The 13,122-nt window shown below is 58.7% G+C and carries 9 protein-coding genes; 2 read left to right on the forward strand and 7 right to left on the reverse strand.

From position 1 onward, the window contains the following. Positions 1–31 precede the first annotated feature (31 nt). Both I9182_RS04240 and hemA read right to left on the reverse strand, forming a co-directional pair. Positions 32–1,237: a helix-turn-helix domain-containing protein gene (locus I9182_RS04240; RefSeq protein ID WP_209597548.1), complete on the reverse strand. Its 1,206-nt coding sequence runs from the start codon at positions 1,235–1,237 to the stop codon at positions 32–34. Between the two features lie 129 nt (positions 1,238–1,366). Next, positions 1,367–2,590, reverse strand: coding sequence for a 5-aminolevulinate synthase (gene hemA / locus I9182_RS04245; RefSeq protein WP_209503624.1), 1,224 nt, complete (start codon positions 2,588–2,590; stop codon positions 1,367–1,369). 328 nt (positions 2,591–2,918) lie between these two features. Here hemA and I9182_RS04250 point away from each other — a divergent pair, with 328 nt between their 5' ends. Further along, a complete protein-coding gene (locus tag I9182_RS04250) occupies positions 2,919–4,304 on the forward strand; it encodes a M20/M25/M40 family metallo-hydrolase (RefSeq protein WP_209596767.1) in 1,386 nt (461 codons plus the stop codon). Between the two features lie 155 nt (positions 4,305–4,459). Here I9182_RS04250 and lpdA read toward each other — a convergent pair whose 3' ends face one another. Beyond that, positions 4,460–5,854: a dihydrolipoyl dehydrogenase gene (gene lpdA, locus I9182_RS04255; RefSeq protein ID WP_209503622.1), complete on the reverse strand. Its 1,395-nt coding sequence runs from the start codon at positions 5,852–5,854 to the stop codon at positions 4,460–4,462. Between the two features lie 215 nt (positions 5,855–6,069). On the opposite strand from lpdA, the gene I9182_RS04260 reads away from it, so the two are divergent. After that, on the forward strand, positions 6,070–6,504 hold the full coding sequence (locus tag I9182_RS04260) for a hypothetical protein (protein ID WP_209596769.1): 435 nt from the start codon (positions 6,070–6,072) through the stop codon (positions 6,502–6,504). Between the two features lie 38 nt (positions 6,505–6,542). Here I9182_RS04260 and I9182_RS04265 read toward each other — a convergent pair whose 3' ends face one another. From I9182_RS04265 to I9182_RS04280, 4 genes are all read right to left on the reverse strand, one after another. Next, a complete protein-coding gene (locus I9182_RS04265; RefSeq protein WP_209504864.1) occupies positions 6,543–7,118 on the reverse strand; it encodes a DUF924 family protein in 576 nt (191 codons plus the stop codon). A gap of 109 nt (positions 7,119–7,227) precedes the next feature. Beyond that, entirely contained in the window at positions 7,228–8,505 is a 1,278-nt protein-coding gene (locus tag I9182_RS04270; protein WP_209596770.1) for an MFS transporter, read from the reverse strand. Positions 8,506–8,613: 108 nt separating this feature from the next. Next, positions 8,614–9,663, reverse strand: coding sequence for a tRNA preQ1(34) S-adenosylmethionine ribosyltransferase-isomerase QueA (queA, locus tag I9182_RS04275; protein WP_209596772.1), 1,050 nt, complete (start codon positions 9,661–9,663; stop codon positions 8,614–8,616). 42 nt (positions 9,664–9,705) lie between these two features. Continuing rightward, positions 9,706–13,095 (reverse strand): DUF3971 domain-containing protein, encoded by a 3,390-nt coding sequence (locus I9182_RS04280; RefSeq protein ID WP_348540376.1) that lies wholly within the window; start codon positions 13,093–13,095, stop codon positions 9,706–9,708. Between the last annotated feature and the right edge of the window lie 27 nt (positions 13,096–13,122).

Genomic DNA, 13,122 nt, shown 5'->3' on the forward strand with positions numbered 1-13,122 from the left:
GTCCGGCACAGGGGTTACCGCAATGGCAAGATCAATCGGCGGGCGCTTCTGTCGCCTCGGTTTGCAGCTCAGCCACCAGCTGCTTGAGTGCGCTGTTCTGTTCCGCCTCAAGATCGGCAACGGCATAAACTTCAGACACCGCGTCTTTCGAAAGGATCACCCCTTTGGCAACTGTGCCGGGCGCCCCTGCCGGGCCATAGTGCTCGCCGTTCATCGAGAAATAAACCGATCCCGACGCCCCTGCCCGCAACAGCGGCGGTTCTTCCGTCAAAGGAACCTCAAAGACACTGCCTTGCTCGACCGTTCCAAGGGTGCCTTCGAAAATGACACTGCCATCTGCCGCCGTTACCCGCATCCAAGCCGGATCGACAGCTACGATTTTCAGCGTGGTATCAACCTGTTCCACGACCTGCGGCAAGGCTAGTCGTTCAACGGTGTGCACTTCGGCAACTTCGAACTGCGGCAGGCTTGGTGGGCGGAAGGTTCCGACATCGCGTGGATCAAGGGTCGAGATCGGCGCATCGCGGGCAACCAGAACCGGCACATCCAAGGCCTGCGGACGATAGAGACGGTCCAATGCCTCGGTGTTCGCCACTGCCACCTCGTCCTCGCCAATGCCACCGCGCACGGCATCAAGTGGATCAAGGTCGGAAAGCACCACAGGCGCTTGTTCAACCGGGCTGACCTGCACCTGCTGGATCTTGTTCAGAACGGCCCACCCGCCATAGCCGATGCCACCAATAACCGCCAACAGCACCAGCGACGAGCCGATGGCGCGCGGTTCAATCTGACTGACCAGAGATTCCTTGCCCGGAATATACGGCGTATTGGGCGAGATGAAGGGATCGCGCCCCATTGGCCCGCGCGCCGGAAGCGCGCCGGTCGGCTTTCGCACCACCGAGGCTTCGGCCGACATGCCATGCGCGACCGCAAAACCGCTTTCCGCGCAGAAAGTCGAGAATGTTTCATCCGGGTTCATCCCCAGATAACGCGCATAAGAACGCACATACCCGGCAATAAAGCCGGGCGTGTCAAAGGCATCAGGATCTGCGTTTTCGATGGCAGCAATGTAGTTGGCTTTGATCCTCAGCTCGCGCTGAACATCCAACAGGGATTTGCCCATGGTTGCGCGTTCGCCGCGCATCTTGTCACCAAGGCGTACTTCGTAGTCGTCAAACCCTTTTGGTCTGACATCTACGTCCTCATCAGATTCGCGCTGTGATCTGCGCCCAATCATTCCTGCTGCCCCATTCTGCCTGTCGCGCGTTTCGCGATAGCGGCGAATCATCCCCAAAACGATTCGTCCGCCAATTTTGTTAGCGTAAGCTTAACACGCGGCAAATACGTTGCACACTTTGGCGTGAGGTTAACCGGCAAGTTCGGCGCGATTTAGCGCACAATGTGACCAAAGTTCGTCCATCGCCTGCACCAGACGGTTCATTTCGTCAGGCCCATGCACCGGTGAAGGGGTAAAGCGCAGACGCTCGGTTCCACGCGGAACGGTCGGGAAATTGATCGGTTGCACATAAATGCCGTAATCATCCAACAGCATATCGCTGAGTTTCTTGGTATGGACCGGGTTTCCGACGATCACGGGCACGATATGGCTTCCGTGGTCGATCAGCGGCAGTCCCATCCCCTTCAACCGCAGCTTGAGGATTTTTGCCTGCGTCTGATGCTGCTCGCGCAGTTCAGGTGCAGTTTTCAGGTAGGCAACAGATGCGGCAGCCCCGGCCGCAACCGCAGGTGGCAGGGACGTGGTAAAGATAAAGCCCGGTGCGTATGACCGCACGGCGTCGCACATCTTGGCGCTGGCCGCGATATAGCCGCCCATCACGCCATAGGCCTTTGCCAGCGTGCCATTGATGATATCGATCCGGTGGGCAAGGTTATCGCGCTCGGTCACACCGCCGCCGCGCGGGCCATACATGCCTACGGCGTGCACTTCGTCGATATAAGTCAGTGCGCCGAACTCATCTGCCAGATCACAGATCTCCTCGATCGGACCAAAATCGCCATCCATAGAGTAAACCGACTCGAATACGATCAGTTTGGGCGCGGCGGGGTCATCCGCCTCAAGCAGTTCGCGCAGATGCGCCACATCATTGTGCCGGAAGATGCGCTTAGCCCCGCCGTTCCGGCGCACACCTTCGATCATCGAGGCATGGTTCAGCGCGTCAGAATAGATGATCAGGCCCGGGAACAGTTTGGGCAGCGTGCTGATCGTTGCGTCATTGGCGATATAGGCACTGGTAAAAAGCAGCGCGGCTTCCTTGCCGTGCAGATCGGCCAGTTCAGCCTCAAGCCTTTTATGATAAACTGTGGTGCCCGAGATATTGCGCGTACCGCCCGAACCTGCACCGGCTGCATCAACAGCTTCGTGCATTGCATTCAGAACGACCGGGTTTTGCCCCATGCCCAGATAATCATTGCCGCACCATACGGTGATATTCTGCTGTGACCCGTCCGAACGCGTGCGCACCGCATGGGGGAAATGTCCATTTCGACGTTCGATATCAATAAAGGTCCGGTAACGTCCTTCGTCATGCAGCCTGGCGATCGCTGAATCGAGCTGAGCAGTATAGTCCAAAGGACCCTCCTTGAACGCCCGTTTTCCGGTTTCCCATTGGGCGATATTTCCGTCACCTCCCACAGCTTAACCTGCTTCGGTGGTTTTGTGTTCCCTTATTCAGCTGGTTACAGCCGAAAAGGTGAACCCAACTTTGATTTGCATCAAATATAAGTTTGCACCCCATCCGACAAGTAAAGTTACGGCCATCGGACGCGTGGAAACGACGCAGGTCTCGCCCCCTACCCAAGGATTACACTGCCGGGCCGCAATCCGTGTCAACACCTCTGGACGGCGCCGGCAACGCTGCTAGGGTTCGCAGGAACAACAAAACAGGCAGGAGCCTCCCATGTCGCTAGACGCCGTGCTGAACCGGATTGACGAAGATTTGCAAACCTCGATCGACCGCCTGATGGAACTGCTGCGTATCCCGTCGATCTCGACCGACCCCGCATACAAGGCCGAGGTCAGCCGCGCCGCGGACTGGCTGGTTGCTGATCTGAACAGTATAGGGATTGCGGCTGAGAAACGGGAAACACCGGGCCACCCAATGGTTGTCGGTCACGTGGGTGAGGACGCGACTGCTCCGCATTTCCTGTTTTACGGCCACTACGATGTGCAGCCGGTCGATCCGCTGAACCTGTGGAACCGGGATCCGTTCGATCCCGCCATTGAGGACACCGAAACCGGTCCAGTCATCCGCGGACGCGGAGCATCAGACGACAAGGGTCAGCTGATGACTTTTGTCGAAGCCTGCCGCGCCTGGAAGGCCGTGCACGGATCCTTGCCCTGCCGCATCACTTTCTTTTTCGAGGGCGAAGAAGAATCAGGCTCGCCCTCACTGGTTCCTTTCCTCAAGGAAAATGCCGCCGAACTCAAAGCGGATCTGGCGCTGGTCTGCGATACATCCATGGTGTCACGCGGCGTTCCGTCAATTGCGGCGCAGTTGAGGGGCATGCTGAAGGACGAGTTTACCATTGTGGGGCCGCGCATCGACCTGCATTCCGGCCACTATGGCGGCCCGGGCCTGAATCCGCTGCGCGAACTGTCGAAAATCGTGACCTCTTTTTATGACGACGAAACCGGACGGGTCGCGGTCGACGGATTCTACGAAGGTGTGCATGAAGTACCCGAAGACCAGTTGCGCCAATGGCAGAATTGCGGCTTCGACGAAGCGGATTATCTGAATTCGGTCGGCTACACCCAGCCGCATGGCGAAAAGGGGTACTCCACCTTGGAGCAACAATGGGCACGACCAACGCTCGAAGTGAACGGGCTGTGGGGCGGTTATAACGGTGCGGGCTCCAAAACCGTTATTCCGTCCGAGGCCCATTGCAAAATCACCTGCCGCCTTGTTGGTGACATGGACCCGGACGCGCTGCGCGCCAAAATCCGCAAACATGTCGAGGATCGGCTGTCCCCGGACGCCAAAGTGGCCTGGGACAACGATATGGAAGGCTCTCCCGCGTCGGTCATGAATATCACCCGACCCGAATTCGAAGCCGCGCGCGGCGCGCTGTCGGATGAGTGGGACCGCGAGGCAGTGTTCACCGGCATGGGGGGATCAATCCCTGTTGTCGGCTATTTCAACACCGTTCTGGGGCTCGACTCGATGCTGGTTGGCTATGCAAACGAAGATGATGCCATCCATTCGCCGAACGAGAAATATGACGTGAAAAGCTTCCACAAGGGCATCCGGTCATGGGCGCGCATTCTGGATGCTTTGAACACATAGTTTTTTTTGCGAGGCTCTGCCTCGCGCTCCGGGATATTTGCAGCCAGATGAATAATGGATCCCTGCTTCATCTGGCCCAAAATATCCCGGGGGAGGCGCGCGGCACGCGCGGCGGGGGCAGAGCCCCCCACCCGGCCGGGGCAAATACGCCGGTCTTACATATGGATCACGCGGCCATAGGCATCCAGCACACTTTCGTGCATCATCTCTGACAGTGTCGGGTGCGGGAAGACAGTGTTCATCAGGTCTTCTTCCGTTGTCTCCAATTGACGACCGACCACGTAACCCTGAATCAATTCGGTAACTTCGGCGCCGATCATGTGGGCGCCCAGCAACTCGCCTGTTTTGGCATCGAACACGGTTTTGATCAGCCCGTCAGGCTCACCCAAAGCGATGGCCTTGCCATTGCCGATAAAGGGGAAACGGCCGACTTTGATGTCGTAACCCAGCTCTTTGGCTTTTGCTTCGGTATATCCAACCGAGGCAACCTGAGGCTGGCAATAGGTGCATCCTGCGATGCTTTCGGGTTTGACCGGGTGCGCATGTTGACCCGCGATGAGGTCCGCGACCATGACACCCTCGTGGCTTGCTTTATGCGCAAGCCAGGGAGCCCCCGCAATATCACCGATCGCATAAAGGCCCTCAACACCGGTGCGGCAATACGCGTCCGTGACCACATGTGTCCGGTCGATCTTGACACCCAGAGCTTCCAGACCAAGGTTTTCGACATTGCCGACGATCCCAACGGCCGAGATCACTGTGTCGAACTCGTGTTTTTCAACCTTGCCTTTAATCTCGATATGCGCGGTCACCTTGCCCTTGCCACGGTCCAGCTGCTTGACCATGGCTTTTTCCATGATGGTCATGCCCTGTTTGGTGAACGCCTTCTTGGCCAATGCGCTGATCTCGGCATCTTCTACCGGTAACACCCTGTCCATCACCTCGACAACCGTGGTGTCTGCGCCCAGCGTATTGTAGAAGCTGGCAAACTCGATGCCGATTGCACCAGACCCGATGACGAGCAGTTTTTTCGGCATCCGCGGCGGTTGCAGCGCGTGCTTGTAGGTCCAGACCAGATCGCCGTCAGCTTCAAGGCCCGGCAGTTCCCGCGCCCGTGCTCCGGTTGCGAGAATGATGTTCTTGGCGGTCAGTTCCTCGGTGCCTTTGTCGGTCTTGACGCTGACCTTGCCCTTTGCTGGGATCGTGGCCTGCCCCATCACGACGGCAACCTTGTTCTTCTTCAACAGGTGGCCGATGCCACCTGACAGCTGTGCGGCCACGCCACGGGATCGTTTGACCACCGCATCCAGATCATATCCGATCTTTTCGGCTTTCAGACCGAAATCCTTGGCGCGCTCCATCAGATGAAACACTTCGGACGACCGCAACAGCGCCTTGGTGGGAATACAGCCCCAGTTCAGGCAGATCCCCCCCAAATGCTCGCGCTCGACAACCGCGGTTTTCAAGCCCAGCTGGGCTGCGCGGATTGCAGCGACATAGCCGCCGGGGCCAGCCCCGATTACGATCAGATCATAGGATTGTGCAGCCATGTGTTCCTCTCGGCGCAGGAGTTGAAAATTTAGTTTACCATTAAACTATTATTCGGAACGCATCAATATACCGATCCCGCGACAAATAGGACGCATGGTAAGCGATGCCTGAACTTGCGGAATTCAGCCTATACCCCAGGCCATGCAATGGCTAGAAAAGAAACGCCGACACCGGTCGGACCTATTCTTTTCTCAACCCATTCAAGGGGCTGACCATGGCCAAAACTCTGAAAGATCTGCTGCTTGCCCTGCTCAACGCCACATTGATACTTGTTGCGCTGTGCCTGTTTCTGGGCTGGAAACTGGCGTCGAAAGCCGAAAGCATCACTGCTGAAGTCTCACAAACGGTTCAGGCCGTGCCCCCCCTCCGGGATGAGGCAAAGGGCATTCGGGACGAGCTTGCGGCGTTGCGGACTGATTTGACGGTACTTTTACAACAAGACACGTTGGCAGACAGCCAAGCCGCGCAAAACCTCCGGGCAACGCTGGGGCGCCTGAATGCAGCAGAACAGAAGCTGCAAACGGTTCAGGAGCGGATTTCGGAACTTGCTGACACGCCAGAAGTGCTGATTGCGCAGGCGATCCAAACCGGTGCCGATATCGCGGCAGAACGCGTTTTGGCATTGCGGGGATGTACACCGGAGTCATAAAGCGCAGCCGCGACCAAAGCGCGGTTGCGGCTTCGCGCTCAGCCCGTTGCCTGTAGTTCGCGCACGGTCGTGCCGTACCCGCCCATATCGACATAGGCCGTTTCATGCGGGGTCGAGCTGCGGGACAGCGCCGCGTTCCGATACGGGAAACGACCGAACTTGCGGATCACCTCGCGATGCGCTCTGGCGTGCAGCAGGTTGCTTGCGTCGCTGCTCATGTTTTGGCAGATCAGACGCACGCACCGTTCCTGATCACACAGGTTTTCCGAGTGCATCATGGGCAGGTAAAAGAACTGTCTGGCCGGTTCGTCGATCTTTTTGTCCCAGCCTTTATCGACTGCGCATTTTGCTGCCGCCAAAGCCGCGCGATCGGTCGAGAAGGCACGCGCCTCCCCCCGGAACATGTTGCGCGGGAACTGATCTGTCAGGATGATATAGGCAAGCGCCCCACTGGGATAAGTCAGCCAGAGCGAGAACCGACCCGCTGCCGCTGCTTCCCAAGTTGACTGAAACCGCGCCCGAATGTCTGCATCCAGCGCCTCATCTTCAAGATACCAACCCTTAGGGCCAACTTCATCTAGCCAAAAACTCAATACTTCTTCAGGCGTTACCATTGCCTTAAACTCCGTCAATTGCCCGCGCCCCAGACGTAACGTCATTAAAGTCCCTTTTACAGAACTGTTACAGTAACATATTGCAACACAACCGACATAATTTCGTGTCTTAAGCGGTTTCGCGCGCGCCTTCCTCGAACTCGGCTTCTGCCGCCTCAATGGCAACTTCCTGTGCGACCTCGAATGCAACGGGCGACGCGGTGGGATAGAGCGTCGACATGGTGCTGGTTTCGTCAACAGGAACTGCTGCACGCTGGGTCATCCGGTAGACCGAATAGGCGGCCAATGCGACAAGCAATACGGCGATGATCAGGAAAAAGCCCGGCGGGCCGAACACTGCGTCACCCATCAGCCAACCTGTGATAACAGGTCCGGTAATTGCCCCAAGGCCGTTGATGAAGATCAGGCCGCCGGACGCTGCGGCCATATCTTCGTATTCCAGAAAATCGTTGGTGTGCGCAATCAGCAATGAATACAGAGGGTTGGTCATTCCGCCGATCACAAAAGCAGACGCCAGAAGGATTTCGAAGGAAAAGCCATAAAGCATACCACTGACAGCGCCAACTGCCCCGGTTGCCGCAGCCAATAGGATCAGGAAACGCCTGTCCATCCGGTCGGAGAACCAGCCCAGCGGGTATTGCAGGACAATTGCCCCAACATAGAACGCCGCCACAAACGCCGAGATTTCAACCAAGGACAATCCGGCCTGAGCTCCATAAACCGCAGACATCCCGAACTGCGCCGAGAACACGCCCCCCAGCAGAAACATGCCCACACACCCCAACGGAGAGCTTTTCATTAGCTCCCGCAGCGTCATCGGCTTGGTGGTATCGAACGCCGGGGTTGGTGAAATTGACAGCAAAATCGGTGCGAAAGAAACCGAAACAAGGATCGAGGCGATCACGAATGTTTCGTATCCGGCAGGGTCGCCCAACAGGAAAAGGCCCTGCGCGCCGATGATTCCCAACATCTGAACAATCATGTAAAGCGACAGGGCCTGCCCGCGGTTTTCATTATTGGCTGAATTGTTGAGCCAGCTTTCCGCAGTGACATAAACACCCGAGAAACAGAACCCGATCACCACGCGCCCCAGAACCCATGCAATCGGGTCTGCCAGCATCGGATACATGATCATCACGGCAGAAATGAAAGACGCCAGTGCAGCAAAGACCCGCACATGGCCAACACGCCGGATCATCTCGGGCGCAAGCCGTGAACCGCCCAGAAAACCAACAAAATAAGCTGACATTACAAAAGACATCTCAAGGGTCGAAAACCCCTCGAGCTGTCCGCGAACACCCAGGATCGTGCCCTGAAGGCCGTTTCCGACCATCAGCAACCCCATGCCGAGCAACAATGCCCATGCGCTGGACAGAACCTGAATCATTTGGGCCTCCGATAGGTGCCAACCTTGTTTGAGTTTTGTTCTGCGATCAAAGACCGCTTCCATCGCGCTTGTCTACGACATTCCCTGTCGGTGATGCCGTATGCGCGCCTATCCGGGGATCAAAAGCGACGCATCGCCATAAGAAAAGAACCGGTAGTTCTGCGCAATGGCATGGGCGTAAACCTCGCGCATCCGATCCTGACCCATCAACGCCGAAACCAGCATCAGCAACGTGGATTTCGGCAGATGAAAATTTGTCATCAGCGCATCGGTCACATGAAACTGGAAACCGGGATAGATGAAGATATCGGTGTCACCTTCCCACGGTTCGATCGTGCCCGAACGCGCAGCACTTTCGATCAGGCGCAGGGCGGTGGTGCCCACCGGGATGACACGCCCGCCCGCAGCTTTGGTGGCTTGTATCTCGGCAACAGCCTCGGCGCTGACCTGCCCCCATTCGGCATGCATCTTGTGGGTTGTCACATCCTCGACCTTGACCGGCAAAAAGGTTCCGGCGCCGACATGCAGGGTCACATGTGTGACGGCGACACCCCGGTCCGACAAAGCCTGCATCAGGGCATCGTCAAAATGCAACGAGGCGGTCGGGGCTGCCACCGCACCGGACCTGCGGGCCCAGATGGTCTGATAATCCGTCTTGTCCTGCTCATCCGCCGGACGTTTGGCGGCGATATAGGGCGGCAACGGCATCGCACCGGCCTGATCCAGCGCCTTGTCGAAATCTTCTCCGCTAAGATTGAAGCGCAAAATGGCCTGCCCGTCTTCCACCCGATCCAGCGTCGCGCTCAGATCGGCCGAAAACACGATCACTTCCCCCGGCTTCACTTTCTTAAGCGGCTTGATGAGCGCAGACCAGGTGCCATCGGCTTGCGGATCCAGCAGAGTGGCCTCGATCCCGGCGGAAACCGGGCCTTGCGCGCTGTCCCTGTGGCGCCGCCCGTTCAGGCGCGCCGGGATAACGCGCGTGTCGTTCAGCACCAGTCGGTCACCTGGCCGCAGAAAATCGGGCAGATCGAACACGTGGCTGTCCACTGTAGCACCCCCCTGCGCCACAAGCAGGCGCGCAGAGGATCGCGGGCTGGCAGGCCGCGTGGCAATCAGGTCGTCGGGCAGGTCAAAATCAAAATCGCTGAGCTTCATGACCGCGCCTTACAACCCCGCAAAAGATTCTGCCATATCCCGTCAGCGGTCACTGGGAGGAGAGCCAAAAGTCGGTTTCGGCTCGTCTGGTTCCACCGGCGCAGCATTGGGGCCGTCCGAGACCGTTGGCGCAGGCTGACGCAAGAGATCACGCAGAAACAGGGGCGCCAGACCGGACAGAGGGTTCACCGCGACTTTGGGCGAGGATATCGGCCCGGTGAGCGTGTAATTGAACCCAAAGACGCCTTCACCCTTGCGGGTAAATACGCTGCCAACGGCATTTAGAAGGTAAATCGGTGAAATCGCCCCCCGCAGGTTCAGCAGGCTGTTCACGGTGTCGATTGTGCCATCAAACGAAAGCCCCATTGACGGGCCAACAGCGCTGCCACTCAGCACTTTGATGTCGGTGGGCGATATCCTCATGCGGCTGTCAATCGCCGAAAAGAAGATCCCCTGCCCGGCCATCTCGTCCAGCAGACCAACAAGGCTGATCGCGTTCAGGATCGCGGCCATGGCCGGGGCATCGGTGATCCGGGTATTAACGATCTTCAGGATCACGTCGTAACTGCCGGGCGCAGCTACTGGCTCAAGCTTCAGGTCCAGATCACCGCCGCGCGCCTGTGTCAGAACCCCGGCTGATCGCAAAACGGCCCCCGCGTCTTTCGACGTCAGGTCAACGGCGCTTCGATTTCCTCGCGGGGTCACTTGACCGGAAACAGCCGCACCGCCGTTCACCCGCGCTGTGAAGGCGCCATTTACGCCACCGGTTGTCTGGAACGCCCCCCGGAATCCTGTCAGCGCGACAGTTTCGGTGACCTGAAGACGGTCCAGTGCCACGTCCAGCTTCGGCCCGGGGGCCCCGCCGCCACCCGATCCTCCGCCGCTTTCCCCGAAATTCGCACGCCCCATGTTCAGCACACCGCCTAAGACGCGGATATCCGGGACAGCAGCCCCCCGCCCGATCAGCTCCGCTGGAACCGCAAGCCAGTCCCCCAGGTCGAACGAGCTGAACTGGACGCGGTCATATTCACCGTTTTCGTGAAAGGAAATGGATGCGGTTGTGCGCAGTCCCGCTGCATCGATCCGCAGGTCGTCCACCTTCAGCTGCGCGCCCAACGTCGCGTCCGCAGTCAGCGATCCCGTGGTGTTCGCTGCCTTGCGCCAGCCAAGTTCGGGGATGGCAAGTGCCACGCCCTGAAGGTCCGAAACAACAGACAGTTTCGGAGGTACCCCAGCGCCCAGGCCCAGTGTAATATCGGCAGTTCCTTTGCCCGTCAGCATCCCCGGCGGCAGACCGGCCCTGATCTCATCCATCAGACGCGGGGACAGTTCGATCTGGCCGGTCAAGGTGCTGCGCTGTTCAGTTTCGCCGTCAATGGGTTGCTGCCAAAGTGCCTCTAGCGGTACATCGCCGAACTGACCCAGTCCCTGAATCTGAACACCCGACTGATTGCCGGAAATATCCAGCATCGGGGCACTTACGGAAAATCCCGGCACCAGACGGTCACTGGACAGATTGGCCAGCGTACCGCTGAAGTGAAATTCGGTATCCTGAAACTTCAACTCTTTTTTCAACGGCAGGGACAGCGTTCCGGTCAACGCAACCGTGCCTGTGGCAACGTCAACGGGCAACCCGGCCTTGCTCAGCAATTCCAGCGGCGGTCGGTCCAGCAGCGACAACGCAGAGGTCACGCTGCCCTTTGCCTGAATACGCGCGATGCCGGGTGCGGATTTCTTGATATCCGTGTCAGGTATGATGAAGGACGTCCCCGCGGCATCCACACTCCCCCCGTCATCGGCGATCACCACCCCGTGCTGCGCAGTGACCGCAAACCGGCTGTCGATCAGACTGGCCTGCCCCTGCGCATTCTCGATCGGCGGCAGGGTCTTGGCAAAGCGGACCTTGGCCTGATCGAACCCGAAATCAAGATACAGATCCGGTTTGGAACCGGGCTCCAGACGCAGGGCGAAATCCATGTCTGACAGAACCCCCTGATAGAGGTTTTCCGTCACCCATTCCCGTGGCTTCGGTGCCAGACGCTCGGGCCAGTAGCTCAGAACATTGTCCGAGCTCATCTGATCCAGATGGGCATCCAGCGCCACAGCCCAGCCATCGGGACGCCCGTGCAATTCCCCGAAGGCGCGCACGGTGTGGCCCGGATCTTCGATGGTCATCTGGCCAAGGCGCAGCTGGAACGGGTTGAACGCCATCTTGAAATCCACGCTGGCGCGCGACAGCTGAATCGGCTCTGGGAACAGGTTCGCCGGGTTCACATTGATCCCGGACAAGCGCAACTGCGTCTCCAGACTGTCCAGCACACCATCCTCAGCCCCTTGCAGAAACGCCTTTCCATCGGCTTGAACCTCGCCCCAGGCCGACACCACCGACACCTCATTGAAGTCCAGCATCTGGGCTTTCGGGTCATAGGTGAAATACGTGCGGGCAGATTCGAAAGGAACCGGGCGCGTTTCCGGGTTGGGCTGCACCGCCCCGGCCCCCAGATTGAGGGTTGCGAACACGGTTCCTGTGGCCCCGTTTTCATCGACACTGCCGCGCAAGGCCCCTGAAATCGGTGCGCGCAGAACCTGCAACCAGGCAAGGGCGGGGCTTTGGCCTGCTATGTCCTCGGCCGGAAGATCGGTGACCGAGATGCCAAAGCTGGCGGCAAGCGTGCCCAGTACGCTGGTATAGTTGGCCTCGATACTGCTGACATAGTCACGCCCCGACAGAACCGAAAACCCGGTCGCAAGCCGCACTTCGTTGCCACTGCGGTTCGCCTGAAGATGCCCACCGTCCAGAACCCACGACCGCCCCTGTCGCAGGTCGCGGTAATCCAGCGTAATCGCATCAAATTCGACCGAGGTCAGTGCCGACAGGATCGGAGACTGAAACACCTCGTCCGAGGCCTCGATTAGTTGTGCAAGGTTCGGCGCTTCCTGAACCGGCGCGCTGCCGGATCCTACGGTCAGGGTCAGCGCCCCGTCCTGATCGCGGGTCATGGTGATCTGCGCGCCACTCAGAATGATGCGCTTGGGCCGGACCCGACCGCGCAGCAAGGGGCGCATGGCCAGGCTGGCGCGCATGTCAGAAACCTGCGCAATCTGCTGGCCTGCCGCGTCACTGATGGCAACATCGGTCAGCCGCAGACGGGGGCGCCAGCCTTCGTGGATGATGAAACTGGCGTCTCCAAACCGGATTTGCAGCCCGCCTAGCGCCCGTTCCAGCCGGGCTTCGACCCTGTCGCGCAGCCAGACAGGTGCGTGCATCCTCTGCCCCACGACCATGAAACCGGTGAACAACGCCAGAAGCACCAGCACAATGGCCCCACGCATGGCCCACAGACCAGCAGTGCGGTGGCGCGACCGACTTCGCACGGGCTTGCCCGGCTTTACTTCGTCGTCGTCTTCGTGCTGCTTCAATTTGCTATCCACGCCTTCCAACCCGCACGCGTTGCCCTA

This window comes from Ruegeria sp. HKCCSP351, assembly GCF_017872535.1.
In the GTDB taxonomy this organism is placed as follows: Bacteria; Pseudomonadota; Alphaproteobacteria; order Rhodobacterales; family Rhodobacteraceae; genus Ruegeria.

Coding starts and splice junctions, on each gene's coding strand:
- I9182_RS04240 (WP_209597548.1), bottom strand. CDS start 1,237: ATGATTGGGCGCAGATCACAGCGCGAATCTGATGAGGACGTAGATGTC.
- I9182_RS04250 (WP_209596767.1), top strand. CDS start 2,919: ATGTCGCTAGACGCCGTGCTGAACCGGATTGACGAAGATTTGCAAACC.
- lpdA (WP_209503622.1), bottom strand. CDS start 5,854: ATGGCTGCACAATCCTATGATCTGATCGTAATCGGGGCTGGCCCCGGC.
- I9182_RS04260 (WP_209596769.1), top strand. CDS start 6,070: ATGGCCAAAACTCTGAAAGATCTGCTGCTTGCCCTGCTCAACGCCACA.
- I9182_RS04265 (WP_209504864.1), bottom strand. CDS start 7,118: ATGGTAACGCCTGAAGAAGTATTGAGTTTTTGGCTAGATGAAGTTGGC.
- I9182_RS04270 (WP_209596770.1), bottom strand. CDS start 8,505: ATGATTCAGGTTCTGTCCAGCGCATGGGCATTGTTGCTCGGCATGGGG.
- queA (WP_209596772.1), bottom strand. CDS start 9,663: ATGAAGCTCAGCGATTTTGATTTTGACCTGCCCGACGACCTGATTGCC.